The sequence below is a fragment of the Burkholderia sp. RF2-non_BP3 genome, assembly GCF_001522185.1.
GTDB lineage: Bacteria > Pseudomonadota > Gammaproteobacteria > Burkholderiales > Burkholderiaceae > Burkholderia > Burkholderia diffusa.
The window spans coordinates 51,707-71,132 of sequence record NZ_LOSU01000063.1 but is presented as its reverse complement, the minus strand read 5'-3'; the positions used below and the strand labels follow the sequence as shown (position 1 = coordinate 71,132).

Sequence of the window (19,426 nt, the reverse complement as noted above, 5' to 3'; positions counted from 1 at the left end):
TTGTGTCAAGGACGAGGAGCGGCAGCCCGTCGTTCCCGCCATCGGACGGAGGAAGCATGGGTGCGCAACAGCAGTTGTATCTCGCGGTATTCCTCGGCAGCAAGGAGAGCCCGGCCATGAAGGCGTGGATGGCGCTGCCCGAGGACGAGCGGCGTGCGCGGGAGCGCGAGGGGATCGCCGCATGGCACGCGTGGGTCGACCGGCATCGCGACGCGATCGTCGAGCTCGGCGGGCCGCTCGGCAAGACCAAGACCATCGGCAAGGGCGGCGTGACGGACACCGCCAATGCGATGAACGGCTTCACGGTCGTGCGCGCCGCATCGCACGACGCGGCCGCCGCGCTGTTCGAAGGTCATCCGCATTTCACGCTGTTTCCGGGTGAAGCGATCGACGTGATGCCGGTGCTCGCGGTGCCGGGCATGTGAGCGGCGACAGGCGCTGCGCGCGCGGTCGTCGCGGCCGATGGGCCGTCGCCTGCGCGCGGCGATTTTTCCCCGACATTATCGAAGGAGACATTGCGATGAAGCTTTACGGATTCGCCGGCACGCGCTCGCAACGCGCGCTCTGGGGGCTCAAGGAACTGGACGCGGATTTCGAGTTCGTGTCGGTCAACCTGCTCGAGGGCGAGCACAAGCGGCCCGAATTCCTGCGCCTCAATCCGGCCGGCAAGGTGCCCGTGCTCGTGGACGGCGACCTCGTGATTCCCGAGTCGGCAGCGATCGTGCTGTATCTCGCGGACAAGTACCCGGAGAAGGCGCTGTTGCCGGTCGATCTGGCGCTGCGCGCGCAGGCGTATCGGTGGGTGATGTTCGCGGTGACGGAGCTTGAACAGCCGCTGTGGCGGATTACGCGCCATTCGTTCATCTATCCGCCGGAAAAGCGCTCGCCGGCCGATATCGAGCTGGCTCGCGAGGATTTCGCGACGATGGCCGCGATCCTCGAAAAGCATCTCGAAGGGCGCGAATTCATCGTCGGCGACTCGTTGACGGTGGCCGATTGCGTGACGGTCTACCTGATCGACTGGGCGAGCGAATGTCACCTGATCGAACCGTTCCCGCAATTGCGCGCGTATCTCGAGCGGCTTTATGCGCGACCGAAGGCGCCGCAACGGATCGCGGACGCGCGCAAGGCGGCGTGAAGCGGCGGTCGGTCGTGCCGATGGCGGCGATCGACCTCGACCGCGCAATCGCGCGGCGTTGCGGGCTCGCGGTTACGACGCTTCGACGGGGCCGCCGAGCGCACGACACAGCGCCGACAAGTCGCGAACGGTCAGATGGGGGGACGGGGCACGCGGCGCGGCGTGCTCCGCTTCCGGCCCTTCGTGACGCACCACCCAGGCCGCTTGAAGCCCCGCATTCAACGCGCCGACGACATCGAGGTGAAAGTCGTCGCCGACGTGGAGCAGCTCCGCCGCGGGCACGCCGAGCTTCGCGGCGGCCGCATGGAAGATTTCCGGCTCGGGTTTCGCGAATCCGAACGCGCGCGCGCTGAGCGTGTCGCGGAAGAACTCGCCGCCGCCGGTCAGTTGAAGGTCCGCATTGCCGTTCGTTACCGCGATCAGCGGAAATCGCGCGCTCAACCACGCGAGCGCCGGCAACGCATCGTCGAAGAACTCGACCCGGTTTCGCGCGGAATAGAACACGTCGTATGCGCGGTCGGTCAGCGTGACGTCTTCGTTCGCGCGTTCGAGCGCAAGCCGGATCGAGCCGATGCGCAGCGCACGGAAGTCGCTGACGAGGTCCGGCCGCGAGCGTTCGTATTCGTTGCGCAACTGGCCCAGTGCCTGCGACGTGGGCACGACGCTCGCGGTATCGGGCGCGTGCGCGATCAGCCACGCATGCAGCGACGCCTCGGCCCGTTCGACGGCGGGGCCGAACGGCCACAGCGTGTCGTCGAGATCGAACGAGATGGCGGAGATTCTGGATAGACGCATGACGATGGAAGATACCACGCCGGTGCCGTTCAACACGGCCACCGGATCGAACGTCCGGTCAGGTCCTGCAGCGCGAGTCCCGTCATGTCGAACACGGCGATCTCGCCCGGCGATCGATCAACGAACACGGTGCCGGCAAGCACGTCGCCGATTTCAGCGCGCGGCGGATCGGGCGTGTCTCTTGAATCTGTCGGCCACGCTGAAGGAGGCCGAAGCGGTGCTGCTTGCGCGTTTCGGCGAGGTCACGCCCGGCATGCTGTCGCGCGATTTCGAGGCGAAGGCGGCGCGCCCCCGCAAGCCGCGCTGACGCGCCGCAACATCGCAACCATCACCCGATAACCGGCAGTCCGATGCAATCCGGCGCCGCGCGAAACCCGCGCGCCGCCGTGTTCTGTCCCCCAACTTCTGCCCGGTTCGCCCGCCACAGGGCAAAATACGGGTTTTCCGCACCCGAGAGGGCGCGCCCGAATCACGCGCCGGGCGGCGGCAGTGCGCCATCGCACGCCGCCGCCCGGCGCCCAGGCAAGATGCTCGCCGTGTCGCGAGCCCACAGGAGTCCAGACCCCATGCCCGAATCCAACCTGTCCTTCTTCGGCCGGCTGTCGCTGGCCGTCGGCACGTTCTTTTCCGTGATCGGCAACCGCGAGTTCGCGGCCGGCGTGCTGCGCGTGCGCGACGGCGCGCCGGCACCGGTCGCCCCGGCGCCGGTTGCGCCGGCCCCCGCCGCGGCTCCGGCGCCCGCGAAGGCCCCGGCCCCCGAGCTGCGCGAAGCGAGCCCGCAAGCCGCGCTGCAACTGTTGGGCCTGCTGCAGCGCGATGCGCGCTTCATCGATTTCGTCGAGGAAGACATCGCCGGCTATGCGGACGCCGACATCGGCGCCGCCGCACGCCTCGTGCACGACGGCTGCCGCGCCGCGCTGCGCGAGCATTTCACGATCGTGCCGGTGCGCGACGAAGCCGAAGGCAGCCGCGTGACGCTGCCGGCCGGCTTCGACGCGACGGCCGTGCGCGTGACGGGCAACGTCGTCGGCTCCGCGCCGTTCACGGGTACGGTCAGCCATCGCGGCTGGCGCGTGGCCGACGTGCGCCTGCCGAAGCTGACGGGCAGCCACGACGCATCGGTGGTCGCACCGGCGGAGGTGGAACTGTGAGCGATCCGCGCTATTCGATCGGTATCGACCTCGGGACGACCCATTGCGCGCTGTCGTACGTCGACAGCGCCGCGAGCGACGGCGAAAAGATCACGCAGCAGGTGCTGCCGATCGCGCAGCTGACCGCGCCGGGCGCGCTGGAGTCGCGCGACCTGCTGCCGTCGTTCCTCTATCTTCCGCATGAAAGCGAGCTGACGCAGGGCGACCTGACGCTGCCGTGGACGGCCTCGCGCGCCTTCGCGGTCGGCGAAATGGCGCGCACCCGCGGCGCGGGCACGCCGATCCGCCTCGTGTCGAGCGCGAAGAGCTGGCTGTGCCACCCGGGCGTCGATCGCCGCGCGGCGATCCTGCCGAGCGATGCGCCGCCCGAAGTGTCGCGCGTGTCGCCGCTGGAAAGCTCGATTCGCTACCTGACCCACCTGCGCGAAGCGTGGGACCACGCGCATCCCGACGCGCCGTTCGCCGACCAGGACGTGACGGTCACGATCCCCGCGTCGTTCGACCCGGCCGCGCGCGAACTGACGGCGGAAGCCGCGCGTGCCGCCGGCTATTCGCGGATGACGCTGCTCGAGGAGCCGCAGGCGGCGCTCTACAGCTGGATCCAGAAGAGCGAAGGCGGCTGGCGCAAGCAGGTGCGGGTCGGCGACCTGATCCTGTGCGTGGACGTCGGCGGCGGCACCACCGACCTGTCGCTGATCGCGGTGGTCGAGCGCGAAGGCAACCTGGAACTGCATCGCGTGGCGGTCGGCGAGCACATCCTGCTCGGCGGCGACAACATGGACCTCGCGCTCGCGCACGTGGTCGCGCGCAAGCTCGCGCAGCAGGGCACGCAGGCCGATCCGTGGCAACTGCGCGCGCTGACCTACGCGTGCCGCGCCGCGAAGGAAACGCTGCTGTCCGACCCGACGACCGACGCGGTGCCGCTCGTCGTGCCGAGCCGCGGCTCGAAGCTGATCGGCGGCTCGATCCGCACGGAGCTGACGCGCGCGGAACTCACGCAGACGATCCTCGAAGGCTTCTTCCCGCAAGTCGATGCGGCGGCGCGTCCGGTGAGCCGCGCGCGCGTCGGCCTGACGCAACTCGGCCTGCCGTATGCGCAGGACGCGGGCATCACGCGCCATCTCGCGGCGTTCCTCGGCCGCCAGGTCGCGGCGCTCGACGCGCTCGACGGCGTGCAGCGCACGCTGCCGCAAGGCGCGACGTTCCTGCATCCGACCGCGGTGCTGTTCAACGGCGGCGTGTTCAAGTCGACGCTGCTCACGCAGCGCGTGCTCGACACGCTCAACGGCTGGCTGGCCGCCGAAGGCGCGCCGTCCGCGCGCCTGCTCGAAGGCGCGGATCTCGATCTGGCGGTCGCGCGCGGCGCGGCTTATTACGGTTACGTGAAGCGCGGCCGCGGTGTGCGTATTCGCGGCGGCACGGCGCGTGCGTACTACGTCGCGATCGAATCGGCGATGCCTGCCGTGCCGGGGCTGGAGCCGCCGGTGCAAGCGTTGTGCGTCGCGCCGTTCGGGATGGAGGAAGGCTCGGATGCGGCGCTGCCGCCGCAGGAGTTCGGCCTCGTCGTCGGCGAACCGGTGCAGTTCCGCTTCTTCGGATCGTCGGTGCGCCGCCAGGACCAGGTCGGCACGTTGCTCGACTACTGGTCGCCCGAAGAGCTCCAGGAGCTCGAGGAAATCCAGGCGACGCTGCCTGCCGAAGGGCGCACGGTCGGCGAGGTCGTGCCGGTGAAGCTGCACGCGCGCGTGACCGAAGCCGGCACGCTCGAACTCGAGGCGATCCCGAGCGGCACGAACGAGCGCTGGAAGGTCGAGTTCGACGTGCGCGGCGCCGCCTGAGCGCGATGAAGCGCTATACGGTCGGCATCGACCTCGGCACGAGCAACACGGTCGTCGCATACGTCGAGGCCGGCTCCGACGCGATCCGTGTGTTCGACGTCGAGCAACTGGTCGGCCCCGGCGCGGTGGCCGCGCAGCCGCTACTGCCGTCGGTGCGCTATCACCCGGCGGCGGGCGAACTCCCGCCGGACGCGCTGCGCTTGCCCTGGGCGTCCGATGCGACGGCCGGCGCGGCCGCGGTCGGTGCACCGCCGGCCGTGATCGGCCGCTATGCGCGCACGCTCGGCGCGCAGGTGCCGGGGCGGCTCGTCACCAGCGCGAAAAGCTGGCTGTCGCACGCATCGGTCGACCGGCTCGCGGCGATCCTGCCGTGGGGCGCGGCCGAAGGCGTCGACAAGGTCTCGCCGGTCGACGCGAGCGCGAGCTATCTCGCGCACGTGCGTGCCGCGTGGGATGCACGTTTTCCCGACGCGCCGCTCGCGAAGCAGGACGTCATCCTGACGGTCCCGGCATCGTTCGACGACGGCGCGCGCGCGTTGACGGTCGAGGCCGCCAGACGCGCGAAACTGCCGGCGTTGCGGTTGCTGGAAGAGCCGCAGGCCGCGTTCTACGACTGGTTGTACGGCCAGCGCGAGACGTTGCGCGACACGTTTGCCGCCGCGCGCCGCGTGCTGATCTGCGACGTCGGCGGCGGCACGACCGATCTCACGCTCGTCGACGTCGCGCCGGGCGACGACGGCGAACCGGCCTTCACGCGCGTCGGCGTCGGCAATCACCTGATGCTCGGCGGCGACAACATGGACCTCGCGCTCGCGCGCCTGGTCGAGACGCGGCTGACCGAGCCCGGCACGCGGCTGTCCGCCGCGAGCCTGTCGCAGCTCGTCGAACGCTGCCGCGCGGCGAAGGAGCGGCTGCTCGGCGACGACGCGCCGGCGTCCGTCACCGTGACGCTGCTCGGCGCGGGCAGCAAGCTCGTCGGCGGCGCGCGTTCGGCCGAGTTGACGCGGCAGGAAGTCGAGCAGATCGTCGTCGACGGCTTCTTTCCGCAGGTCGACGCCGGCGAGCTGCCGCGCCGCGCGCGGGCCGCGATCGTCGAATTCGGCTTGCCGTATGCGAGCGACCCGGCCGTCACGCGCCACGTCGCCGCGTTCCTGAATCGCCATGCGGAAGGTCCGCTGCCCGACACGCTGCTGCTCAACGGCGGCGTGTTTCGCGCGGGCGCGCTCGCCGGCCGTCTCGCGCAAACGCTCGGCGCGTGGCGCGGTGCGCCGCTCGACGTGCTGCACAACGCGCATCCGGACGTGGCGGTCGCGCGCGGCGCGGTGGCCTACGGCCTTGCGCGGGCGGGGCATGCGCCGCGCATCGGCGGCGGCTCCGCGCGCAGTTATTTCCTCGTGCTCGACGATGGTGACGGCGACGCGGCCCCGCGTGGCGTCTGCCTGCTGCCGCGCGGTTCGGAAGAGGGCCGCGAGATCCGGCTCGAGGAGCGCACGTTCGCGCTCCAGCTCGGGCAGCCGGTGCGTTTCCACCTCGTGTCGACGGTGGCCGAGACGGCATACCGGCCCGGCGATCTCGTCGAACTGGACGGCGGCGATTTCGTGCGGTTGCCGCCGATCGCGACGGTCGTCGACCGGCAAGCCGGCAGCGACGCACGCCAAACGCCGGTGAAACTCACGGCATCGCTGACCGAAGTCGGCACGCTCGAAATGCACTGCATCGCGACCGACGACGCGTCGCGGCGCTGGCGACTCGAATTCCAGTTGCGCGGCGACGCGCCCGCGCAGGGCGACGACGCCGCGCTCGCACGCCATCCGCGTCTCGATCATGCGATCGAGCTGATCGACCGCTCGTTCGGCAGCAAGGCCGCGAACGTCACGCCGAAGGACACGCGACGGTTGCGTGCGCAACTTGAACAGGTGCTCGGCCCGCGCGACGAGTGGGACGTCGCACTCGCGCGCGAACTGTTCGACGCGTTGCTCGCGCGGGCGCGTCGCCGCCGGCGCTCGGCCGATCACGAACGCGCGTGGCTGAACCTCGCAGGCTATTGCCTGCGGCCCGGCTTCGGCCATCCGCTCGATGCTTGGCGCATCGAACAGCTGTGGCCGCTGTTCGACGACGGGATTCAGTACGTGAACGACGCGCAGGTGTGGTCCGAGTGGTGGACGCTGTGGCGGCGCGTGGCCGGCGGCCTCGACGACGACGCGCAGACGCAGGTGCGCGACGCCATCGCGTTTCTCGAACCGTCCGACGACAAGCGCCGCAAGCTGCCGTTCGACCCGGCCAAGGTCGGCCCGGCCGACATGACGCGCTTGTCCGCGTCGCTCGAACGATTGCCGGTCGAGCGCAAGGTGGAACTGGCCGAGCGTTTGATCGTGCAATTGCAGAAGCCGGCCGAGCGCACGCTGTGCGCGTGGGCGCTCGGGCGGATCGGTGCGCGGCGGCCGTTCTACGGCAGCGCGCACAGTGTCGTGCCGGCCGACGTCGCGAACCGCTGGCTCGACGCGCTGTTCGCGCTGGACTGGAAGCAGGTCGAACCCGCGGCATTCGCGGTCGCGCAAATCGCGCGGATGACGGGCGACCGCGAACGCGATTTGCCGGACGAGACACGTGAGGCCGTGATCCGGCGTCTGTCGGCCGCGAATGCGTCGGCCGCGTGGATCGACATGGTGCGCGAGGCGATCGCGTTCGACGAAGCCGACACGGCGCGCGTGTTCGGCGAAACGCTGCCGGCCGGGTTGAAGCTGCTGGCGGGGTGAGCGGCGCGGCGGGCTCCGGTATCGTTCGGATACCGGAGCATTCTGCGGTGTTGCCGATGCGGGCCGACGCCCGCCGATTCGATACGCTTTGAACAAGAAACGGCTGCCGTTGCATCGCATCGGCAGCCGTTCGTGCTTCGTGAGTTTGCCGGTCAGGTTTGCGGCGTCGTCTCGCGTGGCGACGCGGCCGATTCCACGGCGATCGCATCCGGCGCGGTTACCCGCCGCGCGAGGTGTATGCCCGCGAGCATGCACCGCACCGAGCCGCCGGCCAGTTCGATCGTCGGCACGTCGAGCGGCAGCAGCCGCGCGGAACGCTCGATCATCGCGCGCTGGTCGCGCGTGAGGCAGTCGAACGCGCGCCGCGACAGCGCGAGCACGCGCCCGTCCTTGCCCGACAATTCCAGCGTATTGCCCGCGAAATTCGCGATCTGCGCGTGATCGAGCGCGATCACCGTGCGGCCCGTTTCGGTCAGGCGTTGCGCGATTTCGTCGCGGCGCCGGCGGTCGGCGATCAGGTCGAGGCCGACCATCGCGAACGCCGTTGCGACGCTCATCATCACGTTGGTGTGATAGATCGGGTTCCCGTTCGCGTCGGCCGTGTCGAAGCAGATCGGCTCGAAGTTGAAGTGCGTGCAGAAGCGTTCGAGCGCGACCGGATCGGCGCGGCGCGAACGCGCGGTGTATGCGATCCGCGCGACGTGGTCGAGCACCATCGCGCCGGTGCCTTCGAGGAACACGTCGTCGTATTCGAGCCCCGAGTAGTCGATCACGTCCTGCACGCGGTATTGCGCCTTCAGCATCTCGACGATGTTCGCGCGTCGCTCGCGGCGGCGGTTCGGGCTATACATCGGAAACAGCGCGACATGCCCGCCCGGATGCGTCGAGAACCAGTTGTTCGGGAACACGGAGTCGGGCGTGTCGCGCTCGCCGTGGTCGTCGAACACGTGCACGCGCACGCCTGCGTCCGCGAGCGTCCGCGCCGCGGCCGTGACTTCGTCGCGCGCGGCGGCCGACACCGACGGCGCGTCGTTCGCCCCGGCGGCGGCCGTGCGCTGGAAGGCGTTGTCGGCTGCGGTCCGCGGGTTCGGCAGGAAGCGGTGCGGCCGGATCATCACGACGGCGGCCGGCGCCTGGATCGATACGAGATTCATGAACGGAGAGGGCGAGAAGCGGGAAGCCGGGCGGCGCGCACACCGCCCGGGATGACGATCAGCGCGCGAATGCGGCGACGGCTTCGGTCACGAAGGCCGCGTGACCCTGCGCGATCGCGGCCGGATCGTCGATCAGCGCGAACAGGTTCTTCGGATCGACGGCCGGCGGAATCAGCGCGATCTCGACGCCCGCGTTGTGCTGTTGCGCGAGCGCGTACAGGTAGCGCAGCGCCGAGTAGTCCTCGAGCGCGAAGCCGACCGAGTCGAACACCGTGACTTCGTCCGCGCGTTCGCGGCCGGCCGTCTCGCCCTGCAGCACGCGCCACAGCTCGGTCACCGGAAAGTCGGCCGGCATCTGCTGGATTTCGCCCTCGATGCGCGACTGCGGCTCGAATTCGACGAACACGCGGCCCGCGGTCAGCACGCCCGCCTCGAGCTCGGTCTTGCCCGGGCAATCGCCGCCGACCGCGTTCAGGTGCATGCCGGGCTCGATCATGTCGGCGGTGATGATCGTCGCGTACGCCTTGTCGGCGGTGACGGTTGTCACGATGTCGGCGCCGCGCACGGCGTCGGCGGTCGACGCGGCGCGCACGACGCGCAAGTCGGCGTAGGCGGCGAGGTTCTTCACGAGCTTGTCGGTCGCGAGCGGGTCGACGTCGAACACGCGGATTTCCTCGATGCCGAGCAGCGTATGGAACGCGATCGCCTGGAATTCGCTTTGCGCGCCGTTGCCGATCAGCGCCATCGTGCGCGAGTCGGGGCGGGCGAGCGCCTGCGCGGCGAGCACCGACGTCGCGGCCGTGCGCAGCGCGGTGGTCAGCGTGAGTTCGGCGAGCAGCAGCGGATAGCCGGTGTCGACTTCGGCCAGCGCGCCGAACGCCATCACCGTGTGCATGCCGCGCGCGGCGTTGACGGGGTGGCCGTTCACGTACTTGAACGCGAACAGCGATGCGTTCGCGACGGGCATCAGCTCGATCACGCCGTCGCGCGAGTGGCACGCGACGCGCGGCGACTTGTCGAAATCGGCCCAGTGCAGGTAATCGGCGCGCAGCGTGTCGACGAGTTCGCGCAGGAACGGCGTGACGCCCGTCCTGGCGATCAGTCGGGCGGTGGCGGGAACGTCGAGGAAGCGGGTCATCGGTCTGTCTCCAATTTTTGCCGGTACGGGTGTCCAGGCGTCCTGGTCGAGCGGGGCGGGCGCGTCGGCCTGCGGGCCCCGGCTTCACCAAAAGCGGCGTCGCGGCGTGTGCGGCCGGGCGATGGAGTCATTATTTCCGTGAGTCGAGCCAACAAAAAGACGGCAAAAGTGGCAGATTTATCGATAGACTTGGCAGATTGCTGGCCATATCCGGCAGTTTGTGCAATCCGCGATGGTCGAAATGCGCGCCGTCCGGCACGCTGGCGGCCGTCTCATGTTCAACAGGAAGGTCCGTTCATGATCACGCTCGACGACGTCGACCGGCAGCTCATCGCGCTGCTGCGCGACAACGCGCGGATGCCCGTCGTTGCCCTCGCGAAGGCGTTGCGCGTCGCGCGCGCGACCGTGCAGAACCGGCTGACGCGGCTGGAGAAGAATGGCGTGATCGTCGGCTACACGGTGCGGCTCAAGCCGGCGGCCGAGCGGCACCGGATCCGCGCGCTGATGTCGATCGCGGTGCAGGGCAATCGCGGCGCGGAAGTGGTGAAGGTGCTGCGCGGGCATCCGAACGTCGCGTCGATCCACAGCACCAACGGGCGCTGGGATCTGGTCGCCGAACTGCACGCGGATTCGCTCGAGCATTTCGATCGCGTGCTCGGCGCGATCCGGTTGATCGACGGGATCGCGAATACGGAGACGAGCATTTTGTTGTCGACGCACAAGGCGTGACGCGCGGCGGCGCGTCAGCCCGTGTGCTTGCCTGCGCCAGCGTATCAACTGCCGGTTGCCGGCTCCGGAAACACCGGCTCGCCCAGCGTCAGCATCAACCGGTTCGCCCACGCGAAGATCGCGATCGCGTGCGACAGGTCGAGAATTTCCTCGTGCGTAAGCCCTTCCGCCTCGAGCGCGGCGATGTCGTTTTCATCCAGCGTGTCGGGCCGTTCTGTCAGCGCGATCGCGTAGCGGATGATCGCGCGTTCGCGCGCGGTCGTGCCGGCTGTCGAAGGATCGTCGAACACCTGGTCGATCGCATCGGTGCGCTTCGCAAGTTGCGTGAAGCGCTGCGCATGCACCGATGCGCAATATACGCAGCCGTTCACGCGTGACACGGCAGTGCTCGCCAGCTCGCGTTCCGCGCGCGACAGTCCGCCGGGGCCGTACATGATCGCGTTGAATACGCCCGAACGCTGCCGCAGGATCTCGGGCAGGTGCACGAGCAGCAGGTAATAGTCGGATGTCTTCGCTTGAGGATGGCTCGTTTCGAGCACCGCGAGCTGCTCTGCCGTTGCGCTCTCGAGCGGCACCGTATCGAGCCATGCACGCCAGCCGAGCGTGTCGGACGTGAAACCGTGAGTCGCCGTAGTCATGCTGCCTCCCGGGTGGCGCGCGCCTGCAACGCTCGCGCGGCCGCCGCGACACGCAGCTGATACGCGACGAACGCGACGAGCTGCGAGAGCGCGACGATCGCGGGCGTCGTGAACCCGGCCGACTTCAGCGCATCGAGATCGGACGGACGCGCGTCGACGGGCGAGAGCGTCAGGCGTCGCGCATGCGCGAGGAGCGCGCCGAGGCGTCGAGGCAGCGCGTCGAACGCATCGGCATCCGAACGGGTGATGTCGTCCGGCGTGCCGCCCGCGTCGATCAGCCGTGCGCGGTAGGTCGCGGCCAGCGCGTGCGCATTCGATCGCTGCGCGACATACCGTGCCGCATGCAATCGTTCGATCAACGAAAGATCGGGCAGCGCGGCGTCGAACAGCGCGGCTTCGGCGAGCCGCGTATGGAGCAGAACCTTGTCGCGTGCGCGACGCAGCATGGCCACTGCGTCGCTTTCGCGCAGGCCGGCGATGGCGTCGATCGTATCCGGCGCGGCGGCCGGCGGGAGGGGGGCGGTCATCGTGGTGGTTTCCAGTCGTCGTGAGTGTCGTGGATCGCGGCGGCGTTCATGCGTCGGCGTCGCGCCATTCGTCGCCTTGCAGCTCCGCGGTCGCGAACGTGACGAGCGCGTCATAGTGGCGGTCGCGATCGGCGTCGAACAGCCGGCTCGCGATGCCGCGTGCGAGCCGCTCGGCGCCCGCGCTGATCGCGGGGATGTCGCCGGACAGCTTGCCGTGGCTCAGGCTTGCCGCATGGTTGAAGCAGTGGATGTGCGTGACGGCCGGGCAGGCACCGCGCTCGCGTTCCTGGAACGCGAACGCGGGACCGAGATCGGGCGACTCGGCGAGCTCGTCGAGCCACGTGCCCGGTTCCGGTTGATAGCGGTCCTTCCAGCGCCGCACATGCGGCCCGAACGACGCGAATTCGGCGCGCGTCGTCCAGTCGGAATGAAAGCCCGTCGCGAAGATCAGGAAGTCGACCGTGGTGCGGACGCGCGGCGTGACGACGTCGAGGCCGTCCGCGTGTTCGACCAGCGCGTCGATCGGGCTGCCTGCGTGGAAATGCGCGCCGGCGTGCCGCGACACGCGCAGCACGCTGTCGCGCGGCGGGGGCGTTTGCGATGTCAGCGCGTAGTGCATGAAGCGCCACTTCGTTGCATCGTCGAGATCGGCATAGCCGTGCACGAGGCCGGGGCTGCCGATACCCGTCAGCTTGTTGATGCGCGGAATGTCCGCGCGACGGAAGAACAGGTCGACGCGCGCGGCGCCCGCTTCGAGCGCGGTGCCTGCATTGTCGAACGCCGACGCGCCCGCGCCGACCACGCCGACGCGCTTGCCGGCGAGCGAATTGAAATCGATCGGCTCGGACGAATGAGCCCAGCGCGTGCGCGGCGCGCGTTGCGCGACGGGCGGCACGTACGGGCCGCCGAGCCCGTCGCGGCCGGTCGCCAGCACGACGTGCCGTGCGAGCACGGTCTGCGCCTGGCCGTTCGCGCGCAGGTCGAGCGCGAGCAGGCCGTCGTCGCGCGGACGCAGCGCCACGAGCGCGGTGTCGTTGCGCACCGGCAGGTCGAGCACGCGGCGATACCAGCGCAGGTATTCCATCCATTGCGTGCGCGGAATCTTGTAGAGCGCGTCCCACGCGTCGCGGCCGTATTGCGCTTCGAACCACGCGCGGAACGTCAGCGCGGGCAGGCCGAGCGCGGGGCCGGTGAGCTGTTTCGGCGAGCGCAGCGTCTCCATCCGCGCGAACGTGACCCACGGGCCTTCGTAGCCGGCCGGCGCGCGGTCGATCACGCACTGGTTGTCGATGCCGAGCAGGCGCAGTTCGGCGGAGGCCGCGAGCCCCGCCATCCCGCCGCCGACGATCGCGACGTCGAGCACGCGCGTGCCGTCGACGTCACGTGGCGGCACCCAGGATGGTGCCGGCAGATCGAGCCAGCGCAGGTCCTGGGCGAGGCGGGCTTCGAGTCTGTCGAGTGCCTCGTGCGTGTCGGGCGTCGCCGTCATGCGGCCTCCGGGCGGGTACGGCGTGCGCGTGGGGCGCGTGCCGTGCGTGTCGCGCGAGGCGGGCGATCGGTGCGCAACCGGTCGCCTCGCAACAACGCGTCATGTACGGATGCGTCGTGAAAGATCACGTCGTCGAGCAGCGTGCGCGTCGTGCGGTGCAGCGCGTCGAGCAGCGCATCGACGGCGGCCGTGCGCGGCTTGCCGGTCGGCGTCGCGACACCGAACGCGAACGGGATGTCCACATCGAGCGGACGTGCGACGACGCCGTCCACCGGCAGCGCCACGCCGATCGCCGGGTCGACGATGCCGATTCCGACGCGCGCGCGCGCGGCCATCACCGCATTCAGCGACGCATTGGTTTCGATGAACACGCGCGCATCGACGCGTGCGGCCGCGAATGCCGCATCGATCCGCTGGCGCAGCCGGTGCCGGTTCGCGACCGTCACGATGCGGCGGCGTGCGAGATCGCGCAGCGCGATGCGCGGCTTGTCCGCGAGCGGATCGCCGGCCGGCAACACGGCGACGCAGGGCGTCTGAGCGATCCAGTGCACGTCGAGCCCCGCATGCGCCATCGGCAGCGTGACGACGCCGATATCGGCCGTGCCGGCGAGCACTTCGTGCACGACGTGCTCGGCCGACTCGCTGCGCAGCTGGTAGTGCGGCGCGTGCGCGTCGTCGGGCAACGCGGCGAGCGCGGCCGGCACGAGAGTGGCCGCGAGCGAAGGCGTCGCCGCGAGGCGAACGGGTTCGGCCGTGTCGTCGCCGAGCGCGCGCGCACGCGCTTCGATTGCACGCAGGCCGACAAGCGAGCGTTCGACTTCCTCGTACAGCAGGAACGCGCGGCCAGTCGGCGTGACGCGGGGGCCGTGGCGGTCGAACAGCGTATAGCCGAGATCGGCTTCGAGTTCCTGGATCTGCCGCGTGACGGCCGGCTGCGAACGGCCGAGCAGTTCACCCGCGCCGGTCACGCTGCCGGTCGACATGACCGCGGAAAAGGCTTCGAGTTGATGCAACTCCATGACACGTTCCGATGATGCGATTTGCGCATTGTAGGAGTGCCATCATGCGAGATTCATATAATGATTTTTCGTATCGACAGCGCGAAAAATGCGAAGCGCGCACCCGTGTCGACGACAGGCCATGCGGGCCTGCGGATCGACCGGAAGCGGCGCCGCGCGGCAAACATCAATCGAATCAATGCGCTGCGGTGCACGTCGATGCGTCGCGCGACACGCGATATGCGGGAGACCACGGCAAGTGCATGTTGCTTCGCGCCGCACGCGATATCGATATGCGCAAAACTTCGTTTGAGCGCCCTGAACCGGATGGTTACATGCCCTCACTCTTTTCGACTGACCGATGGTGGGGGACGCATGAACGTTTCGGGGAACGAGGCACGCGGCGCATGGCGGCGCGTGCTGGGCACGGTGGCGGCACTGGCTGCGGCATGGGGCTTGTCGACGGGCGGCGCGCTCGCGGCGGGCGTATCGGGCGAGCCGGTGGTGATCGGCGTGAGTGGGCCGCTCACCGGGCAGGACGCGCAATACGGCGAGCAGTGGAAGCGCGGCTTCGACCTCGCGCTCGACGAGATCAACGGCAGCGGCGGTATCCACGGCCGGCCGCTCGCGGTCGACTTCCAGGACAGCCGCAGCGACCCGCGTCAGGCGGTGGCGATCGCGCAGAAATTCGTCGCGGATCCGCGCATCGTGATCGAGCTCGGCGACTTCTCCAGCGCGACGTCGATGGCCGCGTCGCCGATCTACCAGCGCGGACAACTGATTCAATTCGGCTTCACGAACTCGCATCCGGATTTCACCAAGGGCGGCGACTATCTGTGGAGCACCGCACTGAGCCAGGCCGAGGAGCAGCCGCTGCTCGCGCGCTACGCGGTGAAGGAACTCGGCTTCAAGCGGGTCGCGGTGCTGTACCTGAACACCGACTGGGGCCGCACCAGCAAGGACATCTTCGCGAAGGCGGTGACGGGGCTCGGCGCACAGGTCGTCGCGGCCGAAGGCTACCAGCCGACGGAAAAGGATTTCCGCTCGACGCTCGTACGGATCGGCGCGTCGAAGCCCGATTCGATCGTGCTGATCTCCTACTACGCGGACGGCGCGCAGATCGTGCGGCAGGCCCGCACGTCGGGCGTCACGCTGCCGATCGCAGCGGTTGGCTCCGTGTATTCGCCGAAGTTCCTGGAACTCGGTGGCACGGCCGTCGACGGCGTCTATACGGAATCGAACTTCTTCCCGGCCGAGCCGCGCCCGGAGGTGCAGGCGTTCGTGCAGCGCTATCGCGCGAAATTTCATGCCGATCCCGATTCGTTCGTTGCGCGCGCATACGATGCGCTGATCCTGTCGGCCGAGGTGCTGCGCCGCTACGGCGCGACGCGGCAGGCCGCGCACGACGGTTTCGCGAAAGTGAGCGACGTGCCGAGCGTGATCTTCGGCAAGGTGCGCTTCGATTCGCAGACGCGCCGTGTCGCGGGCGCACGCACCGTGTATCTCGTCGTGAAGCAGGGGCAGTGGGCGCTGTGGGACGGCGCGAAGCCGCAGCTCGCGGCGCGCTGAGCCCGCCCCCGAACCGCATGCTAATGACGGACGCATCGTGATGGCTTCCTGGCTCGACTACACGCTCAACGGCCTCATCGTCGGCAATATCTACGCGCTGCTCGCGGTCGGGCTCGCGCTGATCTTCGGCGTGTCGCATCTGATCAACTTCGCGCACGGCTCGGTCTATATGGTCGGCGCTTTCATCGGCTGGCTGTGCCTGACGCGCTTCGGATTGCCGCTGCCGGTCGCGCTCGCGGCGGTGGTCCTGGGCTGCGGCGCGCTCGGCATCGGGATCGAGCGGATCGGGTTGCGGCCGTTGCGCCACGTGGCGCGCATCGCGCCGCTGCTCGCGACGATCGGCATCAGCTTCATTCTCGACCAGCTCGCGCAACTCGCGTTCGGCGCGGACCCGCGCGCGGTGCCGACGCCGCTGCCCGACTGGCACCTGAGAATCGCCGGCGCGACGCTCGGCTCGCTCGACCTGCTGATCGCCGGCATCGGCATCGCGGCGGCTGCGCTGCTATACGGCTTCCTGCGCTTCACGCGCCTCGGCTGGGCCGTGCGCGCGACCGCGCAGGATCGTGACGCCGCGCTGCAGATGGGCGTCGATGTCGACCGCGTGAACCAGGCGGTGTTCGCGATCGCGTGTGCGCTCGGCGGCGTCAGCGGCCTGCTGGTCGGCATGTACTACAACAGCATCGATCCGGCGATGGGCTTCCAGGCGACGCTGAAGGGCGTGGTCGCGCTGCTGATCGGCGGGCTCGGCAACGTGCCGGGCGCGATCGCGGGCAGCCTGCTGCTCGGTCTCGTCGAAAGTTACGGCGTCGCGCTGTTCGGCACGAGCTATCGCGACCTGTTCGCGTTCGGGCTGCTGATCCTGTTTCTCGTATGGCGGCCGAACGGCTTGTTCAGCAGGAATCGCGCGCTGCCGCCGGAACCGATGACCGGCACCTTCCTCGCGGCCGCGCAGGCTGCGCGTGTGCCGCGTCCGCTCGTCGTCGTGCTGATCGCGCTGGCGGCCGTGCTGCCGTGGCTCGGCGCGTCGCCATACGTGCTGCAGACGTTGACCAATGCCTGGCTGTATGGCTTGCTCGCGCTGAGCCTCACGCTCGTCGCGGGCACGGTCGGGCAGATCTCGCTCGGGCATGCGGCGCTGCTCGTGATCGGCGCGTATGCGTCGGCACTGCTGTCGTCGGATCTCGGCTGGTCGCCGGCTGTGACGATACCGTGCGCGGGCGCGATCACCGCCGTGCTCGGTACGCTGCTCGTCTACCCGGCATTCCGGCTGCGCGGGCACTATGTGTCCATCGCGACGCTGGGCATCGGCGAAGTGGTGAGCCTCGTGATCCTGAACTGGGACGGCCTCACGCGCGGCCCGCTCGGCATCACCGGCATCGCGCCGCTGCCATGGGCGGGCACCGCGCGCGCCGCGTACTGGTTCACCCTCGCGGTGCTGGTCGTGTTCGCGCTCGTGCAGGTGCGGCTGCTTCGCTCGCATCTCGGCCGCACGTTGCGCGCGGTACGCGAGGACGACGTCGCCGCACGCGCGCACGGCATCGCGCCGAATCGCTACAAGGCGATCGCGTTCGCGGTTGGCGGCGTCGCGGCCGGCGTGAGCGGTGGCATCGCCGCGCACCTGTACAGCTATATCAATCACCAGACCTTCGATTCGCAGGTGTCGATTCTCGCGCTGACGATGGTGATCCTCGGCGGGCTCGGCAACGTGCTCGGCGCTGTCGTCGGCGCGATCGCGCTGATCGGGCTGCCGGAACTGTTCCGCTGGGCGGCGGACTACCGGATGCTGATCTATGGCCTCGTGCTGCTGCTGCTCGTCCGGTTTCGGTCGCAAGGCCTGCTCGGCACGGTATGAGGAACAATGCGATGACCACCAACCGACCCTTGCTCGACGTGCAGGGCCTGACGCGCCGCTTCGACGGCGTGACCGCGCTCGACGCCGCGAGCCTGACGCTCGCCGACGGCGAGTTGCTGAGCGTGATCGGCCCGAACGGCGCGGGCAAGTCGACGCTGTTCAACCTGATCGCGGGCGCCGACCGGCCCGATGCCGGCCATGTGACGTTCGACGGCCGAGACATCACGGGCACGGCGCCGGAACGGCTCGCCGCGCTCGGAATCGCACGCACGTTCCAGCACGGCCGCGTGTTCGGCAACCTGAGCGTGCTCGACAACGTGCTGATCGGCGCGCACGGGCGGTTGCGCGCGGCGCGGCCCGGCTGGCCGGGGCTCGGCGCGGCGGCCGAGGTGTGGCGCGCGCTCGTGCGGCCCGCGTCGGTGCGGCGCGAGGAAGCGGCGCTGCGCGACGAGGCGCGTGACATCATCGCCGGGTTCGGCGAGCGCCTCACGCCGCGCATCGATCATCCGGCGCACAGCCTGTCGTATGCGAACCGGCGACGCGTGGAAATCGCCCGCGCGCTCGCGCTGCATCCGCGCTTGCTGCTGCTCGACGAGCCGACCGCGGGGATGAACGAGACCGAGACCGCCGAGATGCTGCAACTGATCCAGTCGCTGAAGGCGCGCGGCCTGACGATCCTGCTGATCGAGCACAAGCTCGAACTCGTAATGCGCGTGTCCGACCGCGTGATCGTGCTCGACAACGGCGCGAAGATCGCCGAAGGCGCGCCGCGCGACGTACGCCGCGATTCACGCGTGATCGAAGCCTATCTCGGACGTCGCCATGCGGGTGGCGCGGCCGCCGGGCGCACCGTGCAGGCGGCTGCATGAGCGCACCTTCTTCCGGACTCGACACGACCATGACCGATGCGCTGCTGAAACTGGAACACCTCGACACCTTTTACGGGCCTGTGCAGGTGCATTTCGACGTGAATGTCGAAGTCGGCCGCGGGCAGATCGTCAGCCTGCTCGGCGGCAACGCCAGCGGCAAGTCGACGACGATGAAGCTGATTCTCGGGCTGATGCGGCCGCGTCGCGGCGTCGTGCACTTCGATGGCGACGACGTGACCGCGCTCGCGACACCGCAGCGCGTGCGGCGCGGGATCGCGGCCGTGCCCGAGGGGCGGCGGTTGTTCGGCGACATGAGCGTGCGCGAGAACCTGCTGATGGGAGCCTATACGCGCGGCGATCGCACGGCGGTGGCCGACGATTACGAGCGCGTGCTCGAATTGTTTCCGCGCATACGCGAGCGGCTCGTGCAACGTGCGGGCACGCTGTCCGGCGGCGAGCAGCAGATGCTCGCGATGGCGCGCGCGTTGATGGCGCGGCCGAAACTGATCTGCATGGACGAGCCGACGATGGGATTGTCGCCGCTTTACGTCGACAAGGTGCTCGAGCTGATCGACGTGATCAACCGGCAGGGCGTGACGGTGTTCATGGTCGAGCAGAACGCGAGCCTTGCGCTGGAGATCGCGCACTACGGCTACGTGCTGCAGACGGGGCGCGTCGTGCTTCAAGGGCCCGCGAAAACGCTGCTCGATGACGAGCGGGTGCGCGATGCGTATCTGGGCGGGGAGGCGGCGTAGACGTTTGTCCGCCGTCGGTCACGTTCGACC

Annotated in this window: 17 protein-coding genes and 2 pseudogenes; 11 read left to right on the top strand and 8 right to left on the bottom strand. The window is 69.4% G+C overall.

The features are described 5' to 3' along the window. Positions 1-56: 56 nt before the first annotated feature. Both WS45_RS28785 and WS45_RS28780 read left to right on the top strand, forming a co-directional pair. Positions 57-425: a hypothetical protein gene (locus WS45_RS28785; RefSeq protein WP_059702820.1), complete on the top strand. Its 369-nt coding sequence runs from the start codon at positions 57-59 to the stop codon at positions 423-425. A 95-nt stretch (positions 426-520) separates the two neighbouring features. Beyond that, complete coding sequence (locus WS45_RS28780; RefSeq protein ID WP_059690341.1) at positions 521-1,138, top strand: glutathione S-transferase family protein; 618 nt, start codon at positions 521-523, stop codon at positions 1,136-1,138. A gap of 72 nt (positions 1,139-1,210) precedes the next feature. Here the strand turns inward: WS45_RS28780 and WS45_RS28775 are convergent, their stop codons facing one another. Both WS45_RS28775 and WS45_RS36315 read right to left on the bottom strand, forming a co-directional pair. Next, the gene (locus WS45_RS28775) at positions 1,211-1,933 is read right to left on the bottom strand and encodes an HAD family hydrolase (RefSeq protein WP_059690410.1); all 723 of its coding nucleotides are present in this window, start codon (positions 1,931-1,933) and stop codon (positions 1,211-1,213) included. A gap of 29 nt (positions 1,934-1,962) precedes the next feature. Continuing rightward, positions 1,963-2,106: pseudogene (locus WS45_RS36315) on the bottom strand (ornithine cyclodeaminase family protein); the annotation flags it as partial. An 8-nt stretch (positions 2,107-2,114) separates the two neighbouring features. Between WS45_RS36315 and WS45_RS34335 the strand changes: the two are divergent. The 4 genes and pseudogenes from WS45_RS34335 to WS45_RS28760 form a co-directional block, all read left to right on the top strand. Further along, positions 2,115-2,240, top strand: a pseudogene (locus tag WS45_RS34335) (transcriptional regulator); the annotation flags it as partial. 259 nt (positions 2,241-2,499) lie between these two features. Beyond that, the gene (locus WS45_RS28770; protein ID WP_059532098.1) at positions 2,500-3,084 is read left to right on the top strand and encodes a DUF2760 domain-containing protein; all 585 of its coding nucleotides are present in this window, start codon (positions 2,500-2,502) and stop codon (positions 3,082-3,084) included. Beyond that, positions 3,081-4,922 (top strand): Hsp70 family protein, encoded by a 1,842-nt coding sequence (locus tag WS45_RS28765; protein ID WP_059702817.1) that lies wholly within the window; start codon positions 3,081-3,083, stop codon positions 4,920-4,922. Before WS45_RS28770 ends, WS45_RS28765 begins: the two co-directional genes overlap by 4 nt. Positions 4,923-4,927: 5 nt before the next feature. Next, entirely contained in the window at positions 4,928-7,678 is a 2,751-nt protein-coding gene (locus WS45_RS28760) for an Hsp70 family protein (RefSeq protein WP_059702815.1), read from the top strand. A gap of 152 nt (positions 7,679-7,830) precedes the next feature. On the opposite strand, the gene ctlX is transcribed toward WS45_RS28760, so the two are convergent. Both ctlX and WS45_RS28750 read right to left on the bottom strand, forming a co-directional pair. Continuing rightward, the gene (ctlX, locus tag WS45_RS28755; protein WP_059702813.1) at positions 7,831-8,832 is read right to left on the bottom strand and encodes a citrulline utilization hydrolase CtlX; all 1,002 of its coding nucleotides are present in this window, start codon (positions 8,830-8,832) and stop codon (positions 7,831-7,833) included. 58 nt (positions 8,833-8,890) lie between these two features. Further along, positions 8,891-9,970 carry an ornithine cyclodeaminase gene (locus tag WS45_RS28750; RefSeq protein WP_059702811.1) on the bottom strand — a complete coding sequence of 360 codons (1,080 nt, stop codon included), beginning with the start codon at positions 9,968-9,970 and terminating at the stop codon, positions 8,891-8,893. A gap of 297 nt (positions 9,971-10,267) precedes the next feature. Between WS45_RS28750 and WS45_RS28745 the strand changes: the two genes are divergently transcribed. Further along, positions 10,268-10,699: an Lrp/AsnC family transcriptional regulator gene (locus WS45_RS28745; protein ID WP_044845386.1), complete on the top strand. Its 432-nt coding sequence runs from the start codon at positions 10,268-10,270 to the stop codon at positions 10,697-10,699. A 44-nt stretch (positions 10,700-10,743) separates the two neighbouring features. Here the strand turns inward: WS45_RS28745 and WS45_RS28740 are convergent, their stop codons facing one another. The 4 genes from WS45_RS28740 to WS45_RS28725 are packed head-to-tail and all read right to left on the bottom strand — an operon-like array spanning position 10,744 to position 14,372. Further along, on the bottom strand, positions 10,744-11,337 hold the full coding sequence (locus WS45_RS28740) for a peroxidase-related enzyme (protein ID WP_059690336.1): 594 nt from the start codon (positions 11,335-11,337) through the stop codon (positions 10,744-10,746). Continuing rightward, positions 11,334-11,864, bottom strand: coding sequence for a CMD domain-containing protein (locus WS45_RS28735; protein WP_059702809.1), 531 nt, complete (start codon positions 11,862-11,864; stop codon positions 11,334-11,336). Before WS45_RS28735 ends, WS45_RS28740 begins: the two co-directional genes overlap by 4 nt. 46 nt (positions 11,865-11,910) lie before the next feature. Next, complete coding sequence (locus WS45_RS28730; protein ID WP_059702807.1) at positions 11,911-13,353, bottom strand: NAD(P)-binding domain-containing protein; 1,443 nt, start codon at positions 13,351-13,353, stop codon at positions 11,911-11,913. Beyond that, complete coding sequence (locus WS45_RS28725) at positions 13,350-14,372, bottom strand: LysR family transcriptional regulator (RefSeq protein ID WP_059702806.1); 1,023 nt, start codon at positions 14,370-14,372, stop codon at positions 13,350-13,352. Before WS45_RS28725 ends, WS45_RS28730 begins: the two co-directional genes overlap by 4 nt. Positions 14,373-14,726: 354 nt before the next feature. On the opposite strand from WS45_RS28725, the gene WS45_RS28720 reads away from it, so the two are divergent. Genes WS45_RS28720 through WS45_RS28705 form a run of 4 tightly spaced genes read left to right on the top strand, consistent with a single transcriptional unit; the run spans position 14,727 to position 19,396 of the window. Then, on the top strand, positions 14,727-15,920 hold the full coding sequence (locus WS45_RS28720) for an ABC transporter substrate-binding protein (RefSeq protein ID WP_059702804.1): 1,194 nt from the start codon (positions 14,727-14,729) through the stop codon (positions 15,918-15,920). 40 nt (positions 15,921-15,960) lie between these two features. Then, positions 15,961-17,772 (top strand): ABC transporter permease, encoded by a 1,812-nt coding sequence (locus WS45_RS28715; RefSeq protein WP_059702802.1) that lies wholly within the window; start codon positions 15,961-15,963, stop codon positions 17,770-17,772. 11 nt (positions 17,773-17,783) lie between these two features. After that, positions 17,784-18,641 carry an ABC transporter ATP-binding protein gene (locus tag WS45_RS28710; RefSeq protein ID WP_059690409.1) on the top strand — a complete coding sequence of 286 codons (858 nt, stop codon included), beginning with the start codon at positions 17,784-17,786 and terminating at the stop codon, positions 18,639-18,641. Beyond that, positions 18,638-19,396, top strand: coding sequence for an ABC transporter ATP-binding protein (locus WS45_RS28705; protein ID WP_059702798.1), 759 nt, complete (start codon positions 18,638-18,640; stop codon positions 19,394-19,396). Before WS45_RS28710 ends, WS45_RS28705 begins: the two co-directional genes overlap by 4 nt. The last annotated feature ends 30 nt before the right edge of the window (positions 19,397-19,426 follow it).

Bases quoted from the DNA above. Each gene is read 5' to 3' on its own strand.
- WS45_RS28775 (WP_059690410.1), bottom strand. From the start codon at position 1,933: ATGCGTCTATCCAGAATCTCCGCCATCTCGTTCGATCTCGACGACACG.
- WS45_RS28745 (WP_044845386.1), top strand. From the start codon at position 10,268: ATGATCACGCTCGACGACGTCGACCGGCAGCTCATCGCGCTGCTGCGC.
- WS45_RS28770 (WP_059532098.1), top strand. From the start codon at position 2,500: ATGCCCGAATCCAACCTGTCCTTCTTCGGCCGGCTGTCGCTGGCCGTC.
- WS45_RS28780 (WP_059690341.1), top strand. From the start codon at position 521: ATGAAGCTTTACGGATTCGCCGGCACGCGCTCGCAACGCGCGCTCTGG.
- WS45_RS28730 (WP_059702807.1), bottom strand. From the start codon at position 13,353: ATGACGGCGACGCCCGACACGCACGAGGCACTCGACAGACTCGAAGCC.
- WS45_RS28705 (WP_059702798.1), top strand. From the start codon at position 18,638: ATGAGCGCACCTTCTTCCGGACTCGACACGACCATGACCGATGCGCTG.
- WS45_RS28785 (WP_059702820.1), top strand. From the start codon at position 57: ATGGGTGCGCAACAGCAGTTGTATCTCGCGGTATTCCTCGGCAGCAAG.
- WS45_RS28710 (WP_059690409.1), top strand. From the start codon at position 17,784: ATGACCACCAACCGACCCTTGCTCGACGTGCAGGGCCTGACGCGCCGC.
- ctlX (WP_059702813.1), bottom strand. From the start codon at position 8,832: ATGAATCTCGTATCGATCCAGGCGCCGGCCGCCGTCGTGATGATCCGG.
- WS45_RS28740 (WP_059690336.1), bottom strand. From the start codon at position 11,337: ATGACTACGGCGACTCACGGTTTCACGTCCGACACGCTCGGCTGGCGT.
- WS45_RS28760 (WP_059702815.1), top strand. From the start codon at position 4,928: ATGAAGCGCTATACGGTCGGCATCGACCTCGGCACGAGCAACACGGTC.
- WS45_RS28715 (WP_059702802.1), top strand. From the start codon at position 15,961: ATGGCTTCCTGGCTCGACTACACGCTCAACGGCCTCATCGTCGGCAAT.
- WS45_RS28725 (WP_059702806.1), bottom strand. From the start codon at position 14,372: ATGGAGTTGCATCAACTCGAAGCCTTTTCCGCGGTCATGTCGACCGGC.
- WS45_RS28750 (WP_059702811.1), bottom strand. From the start codon at position 9,970: ATGACCCGCTTCCTCGACGTTCCCGCCACCGCCCGACTGATCGCCAGG.
- WS45_RS28735 (WP_059702809.1), bottom strand. From the start codon at position 11,864: ATGACCGCCCCCCTCCCGCCGGCCGCCGCGCCGGATACGATCGACGCC.
- WS45_RS28720 (WP_059702804.1), top strand. From the start codon at position 14,727: ATGAACGTTTCGGGGAACGAGGCACGCGGCGCATGGCGGCGCGTGCTG.